Source organism: Pontibacter liquoris, assembly GCF_022758235.1.
GTDB classification, from domain to species: Bacteria; Bacteroidota; Bacteroidia; order Cytophagales; family Hymenobacteraceae; genus Pontibacter; species Pontibacter liquoris.
Genome location: NZ_JALEBG010000002.1, coordinates 512,817 through 530,527, shown reverse-complemented (window position 1 = coordinate 530,527; position 17,711 = coordinate 512,817). Strand labels below are relative to the sequence as shown.

The 17,711-nt window shown below is 51.7% G+C and carries 18 protein-coding genes; 10 read left to right on the top strand and 8 right to left on the bottom strand.

What is annotated here, in order from left to right:
- Positions 1-113 precede the first annotated feature (113 nt).
- Positions 114-1,655, bottom strand: coding sequence for a glutamate--tRNA ligase (gene gltX / locus LWL52_RS15620; RefSeq protein WP_242921532.1), 1,542 nt, complete (start codon positions 1,653-1,655; stop codon positions 114-116).
- Between the two features lie 190 nt (positions 1,656-1,845).
- Between gltX and LWL52_RS15615 the strand changes: the two genes are divergently transcribed.
- Positions 1,846-2,856 (top strand): YihY/virulence factor BrkB family protein, encoded by a 1,011-nt coding sequence (locus LWL52_RS15615; protein WP_242921530.1) that lies wholly within the window; start codon positions 1,846-1,848, stop codon positions 2,854-2,856.
- Positions 2,857-2,962: 106 nt separating this feature from the next.
- On the opposite strand, the gene LWL52_RS15610 is transcribed toward LWL52_RS15615, so the two are convergent.
- On the bottom strand, positions 2,963-3,343 hold the full coding sequence (locus LWL52_RS15610) for a RidA family protein (RefSeq protein WP_242921528.1): 381 nt from the start codon (positions 3,341-3,343) through the stop codon (positions 2,963-2,965).
- A 48-nt stretch (positions 3,344-3,391) separates the two neighbouring features.
- On the opposite strand from LWL52_RS15610, the gene LWL52_RS15605 reads away from it, so the two are divergent.
- Positions 3,392-4,075, top strand: coding sequence for a 3-hydroxyacyl-CoA dehydrogenase family protein (locus LWL52_RS15605; RefSeq protein ID WP_242921526.1), 684 nt, complete (start codon positions 3,392-3,394; stop codon positions 4,073-4,075).
- A gap of 486 nt (positions 4,076-4,561) precedes the next feature.
- On the opposite strand, the gene glmS is transcribed toward LWL52_RS15605, so the two are convergent.
- The 3 genes from glmS to LWL52_RS15590 all read right to left on the bottom strand — a co-directional run bounded on the left by glmS (position 4,562) and on the right by LWL52_RS15590 (position 8,648).
- Positions 4,562-6,397 carry a glutamine--fructose-6-phosphate transaminase (isomerizing) gene (gene glmS, locus LWL52_RS15600; protein WP_242921524.1) on the bottom strand — a complete coding sequence of 612 codons (1,836 nt, stop codon included), beginning with the start codon at positions 6,395-6,397 and terminating at the stop codon, positions 4,562-4,564.
- A gap of 81 nt (positions 6,398-6,478) precedes the next feature.
- Positions 6,479-7,852: a DUF4270 family protein gene (locus LWL52_RS15595; protein ID WP_242921522.1), complete on the bottom strand. Its 1,374-nt coding sequence runs from the start codon at positions 7,850-7,852 to the stop codon at positions 6,479-6,481.
- On the bottom strand, positions 7,836-8,648 hold the full coding sequence (locus tag LWL52_RS15590; RefSeq protein ID WP_242921520.1) for a glycogen/starch synthase: 813 nt from the start codon (positions 8,646-8,648) through the stop codon (positions 7,836-7,838). Before LWL52_RS15590 ends, LWL52_RS15595 begins: the two co-directional genes overlap by 17 nt.
- 135 nt (positions 8,649-8,783) lie before the next feature.
- Between LWL52_RS15590 and panC the strand changes: the two genes are divergently transcribed.
- The 7 genes from panC (at position 8,784) to LWL52_RS15555 (ending at position 14,767) form a co-directional block, all read left to right on the top strand.
- Positions 8,784-9,650, top strand: coding sequence for a pantoate--beta-alanine ligase (gene panC, locus LWL52_RS15585; protein WP_242921518.1), 867 nt, complete (start codon positions 8,784-8,786; stop codon positions 9,648-9,650).
- 82 nt (positions 9,651-9,732) lie between these two features.
- On the top strand, positions 9,733-10,080 hold the full coding sequence (gene panD / locus LWL52_RS15580; RefSeq protein WP_242921516.1) for an aspartate 1-decarboxylase: 348 nt from the start codon (positions 9,733-9,735) through the stop codon (positions 10,078-10,080).
- 12 nt (positions 10,081-10,092) lie between these two features.
- A complete protein-coding gene (locus LWL52_RS15575) occupies positions 10,093-11,127 on the top strand; it encodes a lysylphosphatidylglycerol synthase transmembrane domain-containing protein (protein WP_242921514.1) in 1,035 nt (344 codons plus the stop codon).
- The gene (gene rfaE2, locus LWL52_RS15570) at positions 11,124-11,621 is read left to right on the top strand and encodes a D-glycero-beta-D-manno-heptose 1-phosphate adenylyltransferase (RefSeq protein ID WP_242921512.1); all 498 of its coding nucleotides are present in this window, start codon (positions 11,124-11,126) and stop codon (positions 11,619-11,621) included. Before LWL52_RS15575 ends, rfaE2 begins: the two co-directional genes overlap by 4 nt.
- 3 nt (positions 11,622-11,624) lie before the next feature.
- Positions 11,625-12,302, top strand: a complete 678-nt coding sequence (locus LWL52_RS15565; RefSeq protein WP_242921510.1) for a zinc metallopeptidase — start codon at positions 11,625-11,627, stop codon at positions 12,300-12,302.
- 240 nt (positions 12,303-12,542) lie between these two features.
- Positions 12,543-13,682, top strand: coding sequence for an acyl-CoA dehydrogenase (locus LWL52_RS15560; RefSeq protein ID WP_242921508.1), 1,140 nt, complete (start codon positions 12,543-12,545; stop codon positions 13,680-13,682).
- A gap of 158 nt (positions 13,683-13,840) precedes the next feature.
- On the top strand, positions 13,841-14,767 hold the full coding sequence (locus LWL52_RS15555) for an AraC family transcriptional regulator (protein WP_242921506.1): 927 nt from the start codon (positions 13,841-13,843) through the stop codon (positions 14,765-14,767).
- Here LWL52_RS15555 and LWL52_RS15550 read toward each other — a convergent pair.
- Genes LWL52_RS15550 through LWL52_RS15540 form a run of 3 tightly spaced genes read right to left on the bottom strand, consistent with a single transcriptional unit; the run spans position 14,750 to position 16,441 of the window.
- Complete coding sequence (locus tag LWL52_RS15550) at positions 14,750-15,517, bottom strand: geranylgeranylglyceryl/heptaprenylglyceryl phosphate synthase (protein ID WP_242921504.1); 768 nt, start codon at positions 15,515-15,517, stop codon at positions 14,750-14,752. The two genes, LWL52_RS15555 and LWL52_RS15550, sit on opposite strands and share 18 nt — an antisense overlap.
- Positions 15,507-16,064, bottom strand: coding sequence for a hypothetical protein (locus LWL52_RS15545; protein ID WP_242921502.1), 558 nt, complete (start codon positions 16,062-16,064; stop codon positions 15,507-15,509). Before LWL52_RS15545 ends, LWL52_RS15550 begins: the two co-directional genes overlap by 11 nt.
- Complete coding sequence (locus LWL52_RS15540) at positions 16,061-16,441, bottom strand: phage holin family protein (protein WP_242921500.1); 381 nt, start codon at positions 16,439-16,441, stop codon at positions 16,061-16,063. Before LWL52_RS15540 ends, LWL52_RS15545 begins: the two co-directional genes overlap by 4 nt.
- A 156-nt stretch (positions 16,442-16,597) precedes the next feature.
- On the opposite strand from LWL52_RS15540, the gene LWL52_RS15535 reads away from it, so the two are divergent.
- Positions 16,598-17,692 carry a DnaJ domain-containing protein gene (locus tag LWL52_RS15535; protein ID WP_242921498.1) on the top strand — a complete coding sequence of 365 codons (1,095 nt, stop codon included), beginning with the start codon at positions 16,598-16,600 and terminating at the stop codon, positions 17,690-17,692.
- The last annotated feature ends 19 nt before the right edge of the window (positions 17,693-17,711 follow it).

Below are 17,711 nucleotides of genomic sequence, written 5' to 3'. Positions count from 1 at the left end.
AAGCAAAGCAGGGCCCTTTTGTTACAATGCCGCTGGAAAGGGGCCATAAAAAAGGGCTAACCGGTATGGCTAGCCCTTTTGGCAGATTGATTTTATACCTGTTTATACCTGGCTTAGGCAGTGGCGTACTGGCTCAGGTTGCTGATAGCAGCTCCAATGCGCTGGGCAGTTTCCTCGCGGCCAATCACCTCGATGATGTGCATCAGGTCGGGACCGGCCTCAGCGCCTGTTACAGCCAGACGCAGCGCCTGCATTACCTGGCCCAGCTTCATGCCGTGGCGCTCCAGTATACTTGTCAGGAGTTCTTTTACCGTATCGGCATTAAAGACCGCCAAGGATGGCAGCTCGTTTTTGAAATCCTCGAATACCGCTACCGACGGGGCGTTCCATTTTTTGGACGCTACTTTCTCACTATACTCAGTGGGGGCTACAAAGAAGTACTTAGCTTCCTGCCAGAAATCCTGCGGAAACGATACGCGCTCTTTCATCAGGCCAGCGATCTTTTCAGCTTTCTCGTGCGAGCAGGTGATGTTGTGCTCGGCCAGCGCCTGCAGCAGGTAGTCGGCCAGCTCGCTGTCGGGCTTGGCGCGCAGGTACTGCTCGTTAAACCAACGGGCTTTCTGGATATCGAAGCGCGTGCCGGATTTGCCAATGCGCTCTACCGAAAACTCCTGAATAAGCTCCTCCATGGAGAAGATCTCCTGCTGCGTGCCCGGGTTCCAGCCCAGAAAAGCCAGGAAGTTCACAAAGGCATCCGGCAGATAACCCGCCTCGCGGTAGCCACTGGATACTTCGCTTGTAAACGGATCGACCCAGCGCAGCGGAAATACCGGGAAACCCAGCTTATCACCGTCGCGCTTGCTCAGCTTGCCGTTGCCATCAGGCTTAAGCAGCAGGGGCAGGTGCGCAAACTCAGGCATAGTGTCTTCCCAGCCCAGGTAACGATACAGTAACACGTGCAGTGGCGCCGAGGGCAGCCACTCTTCGCCCCGGATCACGTGGGTGATCTCCATCAAGTGGTCGTCCACGATGTTGGCCAAGTGGTAAGTGGGCATACCATCCGATTTCATGAGCACTTTATCATCTATGGCCGAAGAGTGCACCATCACCCATCCCCGGATCAGGTCTTTTAAACGAATCTCTTCTTTGCGCGGCACCTTCAGGCGTATCACATACGGAGCACCGGAATCTAAAAGCTTTTTAACTTCATCTTCGGGCATGGTAAGTGAGTTGCGCATGGTGGCGCGCGTAATGGCGTTATACTGCGGCGTAGCCACTTTAGCGGCTTTCAGGCGCTCACGCATCTCCTCCAGCTCCTCGGCGGTGTCGAAGGCATAGTAGGCGTGGCCACTTTCAATCAGCTGCAGGGCATACTGCATATACATGGGCTTGCGCTCCGACTGGCGATAAGGCGCGTACGGGCCGCCGTTCCAGGGGCTCTCGTCCAGCTCAATGCCGCACCAGGCCAGCGACTCGCGGATATAATCTTCGGCGCCGGGCACAAAGCGGTTCTGGTCGGTATCCTCGATGCGCAGGATCATTTTACCGCCTGTTTTGCGGGCCAGCAGGTAGTTATAAAGGGCAGTGCGCACACCACCGATATGGAGAGGCCCGGTCGGGCTGGGGGCAAAGCGTACTCTTACTTCTCTTTCCATGTATCGTTATCTGAACAAGATCTGTGTAAAACAGCCACAAAGGTACAAAATAAAGTATGGTTTTGTAACGGAAACTGTGCCAATGTGTGCCCACCGGGTAGCGGCATTTGCAAAGCAGGCCGAAACATAATCGTGTATTTGCGTATCGGTTAAGAAAGAGAGCAGTGAGATGGTGCATCGGCATTTGAAGTTGTCCTGGTGCCTTTTAAAGGAAACCTGGCTGGAGTTTTTAGATAACAACTCGTTCCAGAAAGGGGCGGCGCTGGCCTATTATACTATTTTTTCGCTGCCGCCTATGCTCATCATCATTATTGGCGCAGCCGGCTACTTCTTTGGCCGGCAGGCAGTGTCGGGCGAGATCTATTACCGCATCAAAGAGCTGATCGGGCCCCAGGGCGCTTACGAGGTGCAGAATATGGTGGAGAGCGCCAACCGTTTCTCGGGTCTGAGCTTTGCCACGCTGGTGGGCGTTCTGACGCTCTTTATCGCTTCCACGGGCGTGTTCATCTCCTTGCAGGACTCCCTGAACGAGATCTGGTACGTAAAGCCCGTTCCCAAACATGGCTACATCAAACTGGTGATAGACCGCTTCCTGTGCTTTGGCCTGATCCTCATCATCGCGGTGATCCTGCTGGTGTCGCTGCTGGCCAATACCGTGCTGGTGGCCGTTAGCAGCTTTCTGACGGCGCGTTTTTCGGGCTGGATCATCTACGTGCTGCACGCGGCCAACCTGGTGTCGGGGCTGGTAATTTTGTCGGTGATGTTTGCCGGCCTCTACAAGTTTCTGCCCGATGCCAAGATCCGGTGGCGTGATGTATGGGTGGGCGCTTTTGTAACAGCCATCCTGTTTTCCATCGGCCGCCTCCTTATCGGGTTATACCTGGGCACTACCAATGTGGGATCGGTTTATGGCGCGGCGGGCTCCGTGATCGTGATCCTGTCGTGGGTCTTTTTTACCTCGCAGATCCTGTTCTTTGGTGCGGTGTTCACGTTCGTGTACTCGCGCAAGTATGGCTTTAACATCTACCCGGCCGACTATGCCGTGCGGGTGATCCGGAAGGAAGTGGAAGTGGGCAACTCGGCAGTGAACGCCGAGCCGGGCAAACATGACAAAGAAGTCTACGGGGAACTGGAGGTAGAAATGCCTACACCCGAAACACCCGAGGAAGGTGCGGCCGCCTCGCAAGGAGCCAATATCTGATGCTGCTTACTAGATAAATATGTAAACGAAGTATAACCGCTAAACACAAAGGACAAAGAAGCTATTGCTCCTCTGTCCTTTGCCCTGAATTCTTATTTCTGAAGCGTTACTTCGTGGCAATGCAGGAGATCTCTACGTTCACATCCTTTGGCAGGCGGCTTACTTCCACGGTTTCGCGGGCAGGCGGATTGGAGAGAAAGTAGCTGCCGTACGTTTCGTTGATACGGCCAAAATTGTTCATGTCTTTTACAAAAATGCTGCACTTCATCACATGGCTGAAGTCCATGCCGGCTTCCGTAAGGATCGCCTGCAGGTTCCGCATTACCTGGTGCGTTTCCGCCTCAATGCTATCAGTAACCAGGTTTCCGGTCTTCGGGTCCAGCGGAATTTGCCCGGAAACATACAGGGTGCCGTTCGCCAGGGTAGCCTGGCTATAGGGGCCGATCGGGGCTGGTGCATTTTGGGAGTTGATGATAGTATGTGCCATAAACAGGTTCGTTTAATTATGTATCTTTACCTTCAAAAGTACAGAAATATGCGCATACTTGTTTTATCAGGCCCGGAAATGGCCGCCGAGTTCAAGCAGAAGTTTCCGGAAGGCCAGGAAGGTATAACGTATACTTTTCTGGAGCGCCACCAGATGGCAGATCAGCAGCTGGATGCCGTGGACGTGGTATTTGACTTTTTACTGCACGAGCAGCCCGAACGCCTGAATGAGTATGGGCCCGACAAAGTGGTATTTTGCCATGCCGCTACCGTGCAGCTGGCAGCGCTGGTAAAACAAGCCGGTCTAGAGCAGCCCTGCACGCTGTTCGGATTCAATGGGCTGCCCTCGCTCTTTAACCGCGAAGTGCTGGAGGTGAGCCTTTACAACCCTGCCGACGATTCAAAACTGAAAGAAGTATGCGATGCCCTGGGGACAGACTATCTTGTGGTAGATGACCGCGTAGGGATGGTGACGCCCCGCATGCTGTGCATGCTCATAAACGAAGCATTTTATACGCTGCAGGAGAACACAGCAAGTATAGAAGACATTGACCTGGGGATGAAGCTGGGCACCAATTATCCGAAAGGGCCTTTTGAATGGGCCAAACAGATCGGCATTGCCCATGTATACCAGGTGCTTGCTGCCGTTTACGATGATACCAAAGAAGAACGTTATAAAATTTGCCCGCTGCTGAAAACCACCTACCTGCGGGGCGGGCAATTTGAAGTATAATGCACCTTTAAGTATAAACCCGCACGCATAACTTTTAACGTCGATTAAGCTGTTGCGAAAGCAAGGCACAAATGGATGCGTGCGCGATCAGGATACGTTATACTTCACCTTATACTTTTGCACTTTGTCCTCGCTCGCGTCCGGCGAGTGTGCGCTATCCCACGGCCTCCGGCCGCTTTTATACTTTGTACTTCCGCTTGTACTTTTTATACTTGTTGCATCATGTGGCGGGACGCCACAGGTATAAACACACTCGCCAGAGGCGAGCGAGGGCGCCAGAAGCCGGTGTATTTGCCAGATCTGGCAGGGAAGGTATAGAAGGTAATCAGCAGCAAGTATAAACACCTGTTGCCGGCACCTGGCAGGCGCCTTTATTTCAGGCTTTCCTGGTCTGCTAAAAAGAAGCGTTGCAAAAACCTTTAAATAAAAAACGGAAGCCTCAGCGAGGCTTCCGTTTTTTATTTTTGTTATACGTTTATGACGTGCTTATTCTACCGTCACCGATTTTGCCAGGTTACGCGGCTGGTCTACGTTGCAACCACGCATAACGGCAATATGGTAGGAGAGCAGCTGCAGCGGAATGACAGACAACAAGGGCACCAGTTGCTCGCTTGTCTCCGGAATTTCGATCACATAGTCTGCCATGGCCGGTATCACAGTGTCGCCTTCCGTTACGATGGCGATTACTTTGCCCTTGCGGGCGCGCACTTCCTGCACATTCGATACGATCTTCTCGTATGAGCTGTCCTTGGTAGCGATCACCACCACCGGCATCTGCGCATCGATGAGCGCGATCGGGCCGTGCTTCATTTCTGCCGCCGGGTAGCCTTCGGCATGGATGTATGAGATCTCTTTCAGCTTCAGGGCGCCTTCCAGGGCAACCGGGAAGTTATAGCCGCGGCCCAGGTAGAGGAAGTTGGTGGCATCCTTAAACGTTTCGGAGATCTCCACGATCTGGTCGTTCAGTTTCAGGGCCTGCTCTACTTTGTTAGGGATGTTTTCCAGCTCCACCATCAGCTCGTGCAGTTTGGTGGTTTCCAGGGTGCCGCGCTTGCTGCCGATGATCATGGCAATGAGCGTTAACACCGTTACCTGCGCGGTAAAGGCTTTGGTGCTGGCTACGCCAATTTCCGGGCCGGCATGGGTATAAGCGCCGGCATCGGTGGCGCGGGCAATAGAAGAGCCCACCACGTTGCATATACCGAAAATAGTAGCTCCTTTCGCCTTGGCCAGCTCCAGTGCTGCCAGTGTATCGGCCGTCTCACCAGACTGGGAAATGGCGATCACAATGTCACGCTCGTTCACGATCGGGTTGCGATAGCGGAATTCTGAGGCATACTCAACTTCTACCGGAATGCGAGCCAGGTCTTCGATCAGGTACTCGGCTACCAGGCCGGCGTGCCACGAAGTACCGCAGGCCACAATGATGATGCGGTTGGCGTTCACAAATTTGTTTTCAAACTCGCGGATGCCGCCCATCATCAGGTGGTCGCTTTCAGCGATCATACGGCCGCGCATGCTGTCCAGGATAGAACGCGGCTGCTCGTAGATCTCTTTCAGCATGAAGTGCTCGTAGCCGCCTTTTTCAATCGACTCGAGAGCCATTTCCAAGCGGTGCACATACGGCGTCTGCTTCACGTCTTCCTTGGTGCGGATCTCCAGCTCGCCGTCTTTGATCAGGGCCAGCTCGTAATCATTGAGGTATACAACTTCTTTGGTGTATTCTACAATAGGCGTGGCATCGGAGGCCAGGAAGAATTCTCCCTCGCCAATACCAACCACCAGCGGGCTGCCTTTGCGGGCGGCTACCAGTTGGTTCGGGCTGTCTTTAGAAAGCACTACAATGGCGTAAGCGCCTACTACCTCGTGCAGGGCCAGGCGTACGGCTTCTTCCAGCGAGCAGTGGCTGTTGGTCCGGATGTCCTCGATCAGGTTAATAAACACCTCGGAGTCTGTTTCAGATTGAAACGTATGGCCCTTTTCAATCAATAGCTTTTTAAGGGCAGCATAATTTTCAATAATCCCATTATGGATAATGGCAATATTTTTAGAAGAAGAGTAATGCGGGTGTGCATTCACGTCGTTTGGCTCGCCATGGGTAGCCCAGCGGGTATGGCCCATTCCGATATGACCATGCACATCTTTATCGGCAATGTAAGCTTCCAGTTCGGCTACTTTCCCTTTCTTTTTATACACGTTCAATTCGCCGTTCATTAACGCAATGCCGGCACTGTCATACCCTCTGTATTCCAGGCGCTTCAGGCCTTTGATGATGATAGGGCAGGCGTCGCGATGCCCCACATATGCTACAATTCCACACATATAATATTTCTGCTATAAAGTATAATAGGTACCCTTCATAGGTACCTATTTTAGTAAATCAAAGTTACTTACTGAACTTCGTTATTTTAGTTTCGAAAAATAGAGTAACAATTTTACCTGGTCTTCGCCGGTGTTGCTGATTATAGCCCGATAAGGAGCTGTTTCCGTAGATGTGCCCGATGCACCGGTTTGTGAATTAGTGCTGATGCGGACAGGTGCTAACAGCAAGCCCAGGTTTTCTTTTTTACCCAGCAGCAAAGCCTGTACATAAGGCGTAATGTTCAGTGCGTACTGCCCTCTTTTGGCGTCATATGCCAGCGCAGCCGGGTTGTCAGTTCGGTCCACGCTGCCCAGGGCATCTTTCTGAACCGTTATAGGCGCTCCTGCCGATGTTTTCAGAATACGGTTTGAGCTGTTGGTCGGGAACAGGGCCAGCACCGGTGGCGCAGCCACTGCAGCCGTCGATCCTTTCTTAACCGGAATCACGAGCTCTGCCCTGTTCAGGACAATGTCGCCTTCCAGCTCCTTTAACTTAAGCAGGTACGGGATCTCGATTTTGGTGAGCAGCTGCGAATTGGTCTGGATATAGCTTTCGCCGCCGGTTGCCGTGGCAGGAATATATTCTCCTTTCTGATCGAGACTGGCCAGGGCGGTACCGGTGCGGTCGGTTTGCACGTTGGTAAAAAACCGCTGGCCCTCGGAAATGCCGAACACATGCGTTTTCTGTTCTGCGCCGGCCTTGTAGTACAAGGTAATTCTGGTTTTGGCAGAGTTTGGCTTAAAGCCTACAATATTACCTAGCTGGCCGGTGGGCACCAGGGCAATGCCTTTCAGAAAGTTGTTGAAGTTGTCCTGGTTGGTAAAGGTGCTCTGGCCCGACTGGGCTACGAGTTCACTGGCAAAGGCCGGGCTCAATTTTACCCGCGCAATGGTGGCAGAGTCTACCTCCGTATTGCCGCTCTTCACCTTGGTAAGGCGGGGCTGAAACGTTACTGTGCCCAGGGGCTCGCTCTCATACGCAAGGGTAGAGGTGGTAAAGTAAGATGCCTTTTCCTGGAATCCCTCTGTCAGGCGGTGCACCTCCAGGGTAAGCGGCGCGCTTTGGTTACCGTAGATCGCACCGTAGTCCAGCGTGAGCACCGCGGAGTCTGCTACCGGGTTATCGCCAAATTTTACGCTGGAGCCGCCCAGCGCCAGTTCAGTATAGGTGGTTGCTTTAACGGTGCCCAGCACCGGGTCAGCATACTGGCCAGCCTGTACCGGCACCACCCTGAACGACAGAATAGAGTCGTTTAAAAGCACTGTTCCGGTGGTGATCGTCAGCGTATCGGTATAGTTGGTTCCGATCTGGTTCTTATCCTGCAGGTCGATACCGATTTCAGAGGCGTCTTCGCAGGAAGCAAGCAGGGTGGTGGCAAAGAAGAAAAAGAGGAATCTTCTAACGGCTAAGTTCATTATACAGAGTATAGTAAGAGTCTAACAGGGTGTCGTCGGCACTAACGGTGCTGATATTTTTGGTTTGCATAAAGTCATTAAACAACTCGTTGATGTTATCGCTAAAATCCTCGTTTGTCTTGATAACCGAATCAGCATATTCCATACCGATCTTGATAAAGCTGTCCAGATCGGCTGTCTTCAGGCTTGTCTGCATGTCCTCATCAATGTCGAGCATTTTTACCTTATCCAACAGATCGCCCTCAAACTGATGGGTATAGTTGTGGTTATACACCGTGAACATGGATTTGGCATCCTTAAAGATCGGGTCTTTTTTATAGGTCGATTTCAAGTACATTGGGATCAGACCGGTCATCCAGTCGTTGCAATGCACAATATCCGGCGCCCAGCCCAGTTTCTTTACCGTTTCGAGCACGCCTTTGCAGAAAAAGATCGCCCGCTCATCGTTATCAGCATGAAATTTATTGTTCTTGTCCACAAAAACGGACTTTCGGTGGAAATAGTCTTCGTTGTCGATAAAATATACCTGCAACTTGGCATTCGGGATAGAAGCCACCTTGATAACCAGTGGTTTCTCGTCGTCGCCCACCGCGATATTGATGCCCGAAAGGCGTACCACCTCATGCAAACGATTCTTGCGTTCGTTAATCAGGCCGAACCTCGGAACAAAAATACGAATCTCCATCCCGCGTTCCTGCATCCCTTGTGGCAGTGTTTCCAGAAACTCTGCTACTTTTGTGGTTTGCAAAAAGGGATTGATCTCGGTGGCGGCGTATAAGATGCGCAATTTAGACATGGTATGATATTAAAAAGTGATAAGCAACAGTAATGGGACGTGCAAAATTAGCATTTTTTGTTCTAATTTTCAACTTAATAAGCTACAACTTACATTTGCCGGCCTATACGGATCAATTCAACTGAAACCCCACACATGGAAGTTATAAAGCAGGCAAGTGCTATCCGCGAAATTGTACAGGAACTACGGTGCAGCGGCAAGCGAATTGGCTTTGTGCCAACAATGGGCGCCCTGCACGAGGGCCATCTATCCTTGCTGCGCGCCTCCGCGCAGGATAATGACATCACGATCTGCAGTATTTTTGTAAACCCGACGCAGTTCAACAATGCGGAAGATTATAGTTTGTACCCGCGCACGCTGGCGCAGGATGTAGAGCTGCTGAAAACAGTTGGCTGTGACTACGTTTTTGCCCCCGTAGCCCAGGACATATACCCACAACAGTCGCTGCTGCAGTTTAGTTTCGGGCCGCTGGAGGCCGTTATGGAAGGCGAGCACCGCCCGGGGCACTTCAATGGCGTGGCCACTGTGGTGGGCAAGCTGTTTCATCTGGTGCAGCCCCATCGGGCCTATTTCGGCCAGAAAGACCTGCAGCAGGTAGCCATTGTAAAGCAGCTGGTGCTGGGCCTGAGCTTTGACGTGGAGCTGGTGCGCTACCCGACCCTGCGTGAGCCTGACGGGCTGGCCCTCTCGAGCCGTAACAAGCGCCTAAGCCCCGAGCAGCGCCAGCTGGCCGTTAGCCTCTATAAAGCGCTGCAACTGGCAAAAGGGCTTTTGCCGCTAAAGCCGGTAACAAGTATAAAGGAAGCGGTAGCCGCTTACCTGCAAGGCATAGACCAGGTGCAGCTAGAGTACTTCGAAATTGCACACCCTGATACGCTGCAGCCGCTGGCACAGGCGCAGGGCGAGCCGGAGGTAGCCCTTTGCATTGCCGCCTTTGTAGGCGAGGTGCGCCTGATCGATAACATCCTGGTGAATTTAAACGAGGCTCAGATTGTTGCTTAAACAAAGGAAAAGCCGCTGCCGGCACGCCGATAGTTAATCTGCGGCTTATTCTCTAAATTGCGCTTTTATTACAGCACACGCTATGTATATCGAGGTTTTAAAATCTAAAATTCACCGTTGCAAAGTAACACAGGCCGAACTGCACTATGTGGGCAGCATTACCATAGATGAGGACCTGCTGGATGCCGCCAACATTCTGGAAAATGAAAAAGTACAGATTGTCAATATCAACAACGGGGAGCGCTTCGAAACCTATGCGATAAAGGGGGAGCGCGGTACCGGCACGGTTTGCCTGAACGGCCCGGCTGCCCGCAAAGTGCAGGTAGGCGATGTGGTCATTATCATCTCTTACTGCAGCATTCAATTTGAAGACGCTAAAACCCACAAACCAACGCTTGTTTTCCCTGATCAGCACAACCGCCTGGTATAAGCGCAACGCCGCATGAAAAAGCTGCTCTCCTTCCTTAAGTATGGCCTGCTTTTGGGCGTTTCCGCTTTCCTGATGTGGTATGCGCTGAAGGAGCTTGACTTTGAACGGATGTGGGCAGAGCTGAAGAACGCCAACTACTATTGGGTGCTGGTGTCTTTGGTAATGGGCGTGGCGGCTTATGTGAGCCGCGCCATCCGCTGGAAAATGCAGATCAAGCCGACGGGGTATAATCCTTCGCTGGCTAACACCTATAATGCCATGATGGTGGGCTACCTGGCCAACCTGGTGCTGCCACGCATGGGCGAAGTGGCCCGTTGCAGCATTCTGAAGCGCACCGACGATCTGCCGGTAAATACCGGGTTTGGCACCGTGCTGGCCGAGCGCTTTATCGACATGATCATGCTGCTGCTGGTTATCGGCCTTACGTTCCTGTTGCAGTTCGGGCGTATCCGCGCCTTTTTCCTCGACCTTCTAACAGACAAGTATAGCAGCCTGGAGCACAGCCTCCATGCCTTTTACTGGGTATTCTGGGTGCTGCTTGGTTCCGCCGTGATTATACTTGCCCTGCTGCTGCGCTACCTGGGGCGGCTCCGCGAGAATATCTTTTTCCAGAAGGCAATAAGCTTTGTGAAAGGCATGTTGCAGGGCATTTTCAGCATCACCAAAATTGATAACCAGGTTGCTTTTTGGGGGCATACTGTTTTTGTATGGGCTATGTACTATGGCATGAGCCTGGTGGTGCTCTACGCCCTGCCCGCCACCGCTGATCTGGGCTGGGGAGCCGGCCTGTCGGTACTGCTGGTCGGCACGCTGGGTATGGCGGCGCCTGTGCAGGGCGGGGTAGGCGTGTATCACCTGCTGGTGCAGGCCACACTGCTGCTCTATGGGGTGCCGAAAGAGGCTGGTATGGCTTATGCGCTGCTGGCGCATACTTCACAAACACTTTTGGTCGTTATAATGGGAGCATTCAGTTTTGTAGCCAGCATGCTACAGCGCCGCAAACCTGTGCCACAGTCTGCTGAAAGCAACATCACACACACTGCATGAAATCAACTGATAAAATCTTTAGCCTTCCGCAACTACAGGAGCAGCTTCGCCAGTGGCGTGTCCAGGATCAGAAAATTGTGTTCACCAACGGCTGCTTCGATCTGCTGCACCTGGGCCATGTAGATTACCTGGAAAAAGCCAGACAACTTGGCGATAAACTCGTGCTCGGGCTCAATACCGACGCCTCTATCAGCCGGATCAAAGGGCCCAGCCGGCCGTTACAGGACGAAATGTCACGCGCGCGCATTATGGCATCCCTTTTGTTTATTGATGCTGTAGTGCTTTTCGACAACGATACGCCGCTGGAGCTGATAAAAGCCGTGCAACCGGATATTCTGGTGAAAGGTGATGATTATGCTGTAGTCCAGATCGTGGGGCACGACGTGGTGGAAGCCAGGGGCGGGGAGGTGAAAACAGTACCTCTCGTAAAAGGCTACTCCACAACAAACATTGTAAAGAAAATTGAACAACAGATTAATTCAAACCAAGCATAAACCATGGGTATATATATAATTGTGATCGCCTTTATGCTGCTGAGCGCAGGTGTTAGCTGGCGTTTAAAGAGCAAGTTTAAAGAATACTCGCAGATACCACTCAGCTCCGGGCTGAGCGGACGCGAGGTGGCAGAAAAAATGCTGCGCGACAATGGCATCACCGATGTGAAAGTAATGTCGGTGGCCGGCCGGTTAACAGACCATTACAACCCTGCCGATAAAACCGTAAACCTGAGCGAGTATGTATACGAGGCCCGCAGCGCCGCTGCTGCTGCAGTAGCAGCACACGAGTGTGGCCACGCTGTACAGCACGCCAAAGCATACGCTTTCCTTAAGTTCCGTTCGGCCATGGTGCCGGCGCTTAGCATTGCCTCGCGGTATATGCAGTGGATTATCCTGATAGGCATTTTTATGCTGCAAACCACGCCTGTGCCGCTGGCTATAGGAGTGGCGTTGTTTGGCCTCACCACGCTCTTCAGCTTTGTAACGCTGCCGGTAGAGTTTGACGCCAGCAAGCGGGCGCTTGCCTGGATCAGCCAGAACGGGGTGGTAACGCGCCAGGAGTATGGCATGGCCAAAGATGCGCTGAAATGGGCGGCGCTGACCTACGTCGTAGCGGCCTTAGGCTCTCTGGCTACTTTATTGTACTATGCTTCGCTGCTAATGGGCCGACGTGATTAAGTATTAAATCTTGCATTTTGCACAATAAAAACAATAGTGCCACCTGTTATAGTTAAAAGGTGGCACTATTGTTTTTGTACTTTTTGCCGTAAATACTGTATGATTGGCTAAATAAATGGAAAAATTATATTAACTCTCAGAACATTTATTGTTATATCCTGTTGAGTTAATACGAGTGAATTCCATAGCTTTGCACCGTAAAATTTTCATTTCAACTCATTCTAGCTGATATAAATAGGCATGGATTTTCAATTTACAGAAGAACATCTGGCAGTACAGGCTGCTGCCCGCGAATTTGCGCAAACCGAACTGTTGCCCGGCGTAATCGAACGCGACGAGCACCAGAAATTTCCGGCGGAGCAGATAAAGAAGATGGGAGAACTTGGCTTTTTAGGGATGATGGTGGATCCTGCCTATGGCGGGGGTGGTATGGACGCAGTGTCATATGTGCTGGCCATGGAGGAGATCTCTAAAGTGGATGCTTCTGCTTCTGTGGTGATGTCGGTGAACAACTCACTTGTTTGCTGGGGGCTGGAGCAATATGGCACCGAAGAGCAAAAACAAAAATACCTGACAAAGCTGGCTACCGGCGAGATCATTGGCGCATTTTGTTTGTCGGAGCCGGAAGCAGGCTCTGATGCCACCTCGCAGCACACTACGGCCGAAGACAAAGGGGACTATTACCTGCTGAACGGCACCAAGAACTGGATCACCAACGGCAGCACAGCTTCTGTATACCTGGTAATTGCCCAGACGCACCCTGAAAAAAAACATCGCGGCATTAACGCCCTCATTGTAGAGCGTGGCATGGAAGGCTTTGTAGTAGGGAAAAAAGAAAACAAACTGGGCATCCGCGGCTCTGATACACACTCGCTCATGTTTACGGACGTGAAGGTGCCGAAAGAGAACCGTATCGGGGAAGACGGCTTTGGGTTTAAGTTTGCCATGGCTACACTGGCCGGCGGCCGCATTGGCATTGCCTCGCAGGCTTTAGGCATTGCCTCCGGTGCTTACGAGCTGGCTGTGAAGTATGCCAAAGAGCGCAAAGCATTCGGGGTAGAAATTGCCAAGCACCAGGCTATCCAGTTTAAGCTGGCCGATATGGCCACCAACATTGAGGCGGCCCGTCTGCTGTGCCTGCAGGCAGCCTATGACAAGGATACACATCAGGATTATGGCAAATCAGGTGCAATGGCCAAGCTGTTTGCATCGAAAGTAGCCATGGATACAACCGTAGAGGCCGTACAGGTACATGGCGGGTATGGTTTCGTGAAAGAGTACCATGTAGAGCGATTGATGCGTGATGCTAAAATAACACAAATCTACGAGGGGACATCTGAGATACAAAAAATAGTAATTTCGAGAGAACTGCTAAAGTAAAAATAGCCTCAAAAGGCTGTTTTTGTGCTGATTGGGCTATGCATAGGCTTTTGCTAATTAAAATTAATTTTTTAAAATGATTTGAATTTTATAAAGATTAACATTAGCTTTAGGCCAAAATTGAGGGTTAATAGTATAAAAGTTAGTTGGTAACATACATGGAAGATTACAATAAGATTATTGAATCGCTTGGGGTGCGGTTCATTAAAGCTAAAAATCTGGTGTTGCAGCAGCCTTTTACGGTACGCAACGCCTACGACGTCGGGAACAACCTGATCCTACTGCACAAAGGAAGCATCTTCTTTGGGGAAGAAGAGCAAATGGTGGAAGAAGGAGAGCTGTTGTTTATCCCGGGTGGTCGCAGCACAAGGGTAACCTATGGTCCGGCCGGCGAAGGCAGGACGATCACGAATGATGACCTGATCACCAATCGTGAGAAATTCTTCAAAAGCAACAACGACCTGGACCTGATTGGTGATGCCGAGGAAAGCCACAGCTATGTGAGCTTTGAAGCAAAAGTTTTTGACTCGGTTAACTTCTTTGCGTCACTGGATCTGCCTGCGTTCCTGATCTCAAACAACAACAAGCTGGCCAACCTGGTCATCAAAGTAGTGGAAGAGAGTATGCAGGATCTGCCGGGTAAAGAGCGCCTGATCAACATCTACACCGAAAACATCGTGGTAGAGATCGTGCGCCACATCCTGCGCAACAGAATGTTTGTGGAGCAGCTGGCAACCAACAGCACCTACTTCAAGGATCCGCGCCTGATCGATCTGTTCAACTACATCAAGGAAAATTTGGGCGGCGATCTGTCGAACAAAGTATTATCCAACGTAGCGAATGTGTCGGAAGATTACGTGGGCCAGTACTTCAAAATGCTGACGGGCATCAACCCGCAGGATTATATTGAGTACCAGCGCATGGAGCGTGCCGTATTCCTGCTGCGCACTACCAAGAAAAGCATCCGCGAGATCGGTAAAGAAGTGGGTTACAAAGACACTGCATACTTCTGCCGTCGCTTTAAGATGATGTTTGGTATACCTGCCGGTAAGATGCGTCGCCGCGAATCAGCGATGAACACCTAATTCAAGGTTATACGAAGAGATAAGTGAAGAAACCCTGGTCATAAAGCCGGGGTTTTTTTCTATGTGGTTCCCAATAACCAGCACGTCGGCACCGGCATCCAGGGCATCTTTGGCTTTCTGGAGTGTGTCGATGCCGCCCCCCACAATAACAGGCACTTCTACGGCAGCGCGCACCGCCGCGATCATGTTTGCCGGTACGGGCTTTTCGGCGCCGCTGCCCCCATCCAGGTACATGTACTTTAGGCCCAGTAGCTCGCCGGCCATGGCGGTGCAGGCAGCAATAGCAGGCTTGTCGTAAGGCAGCGCCGGCGTGCCGCTCATGTAAGAGGCAGTGGTCTGGCGGCCCGTATCTACCAGCATATAGCCGGTGGGGTATACCTGAAGATTGCTGGCCTTGAGCACAGGCGCCGAAAGCACGTGCTGGCCGATCAGGAAGTCAGGGTTGCGCCCCGAAATAAGGGAAAGAAACAGAATGCCGTCGGCTTGTTTGTCGATGTGCAGGCCGCTGCTGGGGAAAAGTATAACCGGGATGGTGCTGTGAGCTTTGATGAGCCGGATAAGGTGTGCCTGGTTAGAAGTGGTGATCAGGCTGCCGCCCACAAAAAAGTAATCGATGTGGCAGTTCTGGCTGTCAGCCAGCAAAGCCAGGCAGGAGGCCTCTGTCAGGTTATCGGGGTCGAGTAGCACGGCAAAGTGCTTCCTGCCTGGTTGTTGTTGTTTTGTTTGTTGCTGAAAGTCGTTAAAAGGCATCCTCTTCCGGAACGATATACTCAGTGGTCTCTATCTCAGTCACCACCACGGGTGCTGCTGCAATATCGTTATTTTCAGAGACACTACTTACGTATTCTTCCACCTTTTTGGTCATATAGACCAGCATCAGCGCAATGAGCTGCTGGGTGATGACCTGCCCCAGGTGCGATTCCATGATGCCCTTTTTCTCGGAGCGGAGTGCCGGGTTGTGGGGCATCTGCTCCGAAGACAAGGTATAGGCATCTTCCTGCTCGTGCACCAATGAGTCATATGCGTGGGTGGATGCGGTAATAGGCGGAGTAGCTTTGTGGGAGCGCTTGCCTGCTTTTACTTTCTTAGCTTTTTTTTTACCGCCTTTTGTAAAGAGGCGCTTTATTAGATAGCCAGCCAGCAGCACACCGCCTGCCAAGGCTACTTTCTTGCCGATCTCCTCGCCTTGCGCTTTGATCTGATCCACATCCCCCATCAGGGCATTTTTATACTCGTCCTTCTGGCGTTCCAGAAACTCCCGCTGGTTTTCAAATAGTGGGTTGTTTAATTCGCTCATACGTTTGGTTCTCTTTTATCTGTTTTATAGATGGTATTATCGAAGGCTTTATCAGCTACCCCCTGAAATACTTTCTTATCCACTCCAATGACTAGTATGACCAACAGCGCCACATAGATCAGGGCAATAATGCCAAACCCCCAGAAAGAGCTGTCGAGCAGATGGTTGAGGAGCAGCCCAAGAAAGATGCTTACAAAGATGATGCTCATAAAGGCGGCAAAGCCCAGCAGGAGCACGTGGAGCAGGCTTACAAATGAGGTCTTAAGCTTCTCCTGTATCTCGAGCCGGATAATATCAATGCGGGTATCAATATACCCCATCAGGTTCTCGATCAGATTAGGGTTTTTTTCGCGTGTGCCGTTGTCTTGTGTAGCCATAATTTCTTTCAGCTTTTTTAATGCTTTTTCTGTATACGAGCGTAGTCCTAAATATTTACGCAAAGTAGGTGCAGTTAAAAGTGTAGTACGGAAATTGCGGTATATTGTACGAAATTAAGTAAGCTTAACACGAACCTTTTTCACGTTTCAGTCTGCTTGGAGCCTAACTATTACACCATTCTGGGTATAAATACCACTGCCTCCATGCAGGAGGTGAAGGTGGCCTATAAGCGGCTCGCCCTCCGGTATCATCCGGACAGGAACCCGGGAAACGCGCATGCAGAAGAACGGTTTAAACAAGTGAACACGGCTTACCAGACGCTGTCTAACCCCGGCAAGCGTGCCCGCTACGACCTGCGCCTGCAGTACCAGCGCGAACACCAGCGGGTGCTCCGCCAGCAGGCACAACCGCAGGACCCGCGGTATTATCAGACGCGGCCGCCGGCTTCGGTGTCGGAGCGCCATTACCGCACCATCCGGCACGAGGAAAAGCGCTTCTCCCGAAAGGACTGGTATATAACGTTAGCATTTGTGGGTGGCCTGCTGCTGATGAGCCTGTTGCTGAAAGTAACCATGGATTACATAACGGGCGAAGATAAGTATAAAACAGCCTTAACCTATATGCAAGATGGCAAATATAGCAGCGCCCACCGGCTCCTTTCTGACGCCATTACCTTCCAGCCCCGCAATGTGGCGGCTTACCGGGCACGCGCAAGGATAGAGCTGGATGTGTTTGAGGATTACCCGGCTGCCCTGAACGATCTGAACCAGGTGATCGCCTTGCAGAAACAGCCTTCGGCCCAGGTTTATTTTATGCGGGCACGCAGCCACCAGCAGTTAGCCAATTATCCGCACGCCGAGGCCGACCTGACCCGGGCACTGCAGCTGAACCCGAAACTATGGTCTGCTTACCTGAAGCGGGGAGAGGTGCGGCTTTTTTACCTGCATGCCTACGAAGCGGCGATTGAAGACCTGACTACTTTCCTGCAGCACAGCCCGGGCAAAGCAAAGCAGGAGGAGGCCCTTACCTACCGGGGGTTTAGCTACTATAAAACTGATAGCCTGCCGGCAGCGGAGCAGGATTACCGGCAGGCACTGGCGCTAAACCGCCAGAACGGGCGCGTATACTATTTGCTGGGCCGCCTGGAACTGGAGCAGCAGCAGCCCGATTCAGCCTGCATGCATTGGGGAGCCGCCTACCAGTTGGGCTACTCGGCGGCCCTGCAGGAGCTGCGGCAGCATTGCCGCTAGTATAAGCCAGCATCAAGCT

Excerpts from the sequence above, each read along its gene's own strand:
- gltX (WP_242921532.1), bottom strand. The coding sequence starts at position 1,655 with ATGGAAAGAGAAGTAAGAGTACGCTTTGCCCCCAGCCCGACCGGGCCT.
- LWL52_RS15610 (WP_242921528.1), bottom strand. The coding sequence starts at position 3,343 with ATGGCACATACTATCATCAACTCCCAAAATGCACCAGCCCCGATCGGC.
- LWL52_RS15605 (WP_242921526.1), top strand. The coding sequence starts at position 3,392 with ATGCGCATACTTGTTTTATCAGGCCCGGAAATGGCCGCCGAGTTCAAG.
- glmS (WP_242921524.1), bottom strand. The coding sequence starts at position 6,397 with ATGTGTGGAATTGTAGCATATGTGGGGCATCGCGACGCCTGCCCTATC.
- LWL52_RS15595 (WP_242921522.1), bottom strand. The coding sequence starts at position 7,852 with ATGAACTTAGCCGTTAGAAGATTCCTCTTTTTCTTCTTTGCCACCACC.
- LWL52_RS15590 (WP_242921520.1), bottom strand. The coding sequence starts at position 8,648 with ATGTCTAAATTGCGCATCTTATACGCCGCCACCGAGATCAATCCCTTT.
- panC (WP_242921518.1), top strand. The coding sequence starts at position 8,784 with ATGGAAGTTATAAAGCAGGCAAGTGCTATCCGCGAAATTGTACAGGAA.
- panD (WP_242921516.1), top strand. The coding sequence starts at position 9,733 with ATGTATATCGAGGTTTTAAAATCTAAAATTCACCGTTGCAAAGTAACA.
- LWL52_RS15575 (WP_242921514.1), top strand. The coding sequence starts at position 10,093 with ATGAAAAAGCTGCTCTCCTTCCTTAAGTATGGCCTGCTTTTGGGCGTT.
- rfaE2 (WP_242921512.1), top strand. The coding sequence starts at position 11,124 with ATGAAATCAACTGATAAAATCTTTAGCCTTCCGCAACTACAGGAGCAG.
- LWL52_RS15565 (WP_242921510.1), top strand. The coding sequence starts at position 11,625 with ATGGGTATATATATAATTGTGATCGCCTTTATGCTGCTGAGCGCAGGT.
- LWL52_RS15560 (WP_242921508.1), top strand. The coding sequence starts at position 12,543 with ATGGATTTTCAATTTACAGAAGAACATCTGGCAGTACAGGCTGCTGCC.
- LWL52_RS15555 (WP_242921506.1), top strand. The coding sequence starts at position 13,841 with ATGGAAGATTACAATAAGATTATTGAATCGCTTGGGGTGCGGTTCATT.
- LWL52_RS15550 (WP_242921504.1), bottom strand. The coding sequence starts at position 15,517 with ATGCCTTTTAACGACTTTCAGCAACAAACAAAACAACAACAACCAGGC.
- LWL52_RS15545 (WP_242921502.1), bottom strand. The coding sequence starts at position 16,064 with ATGAGCGAATTAAACAACCCACTATTTGAAAACCAGCGGGAGTTTCTG.
- LWL52_RS15540 (WP_242921500.1), bottom strand. The coding sequence starts at position 16,441 with ATGGCTACACAAGACAACGGCACACGCGAAAAAAACCCTAATCTGATC.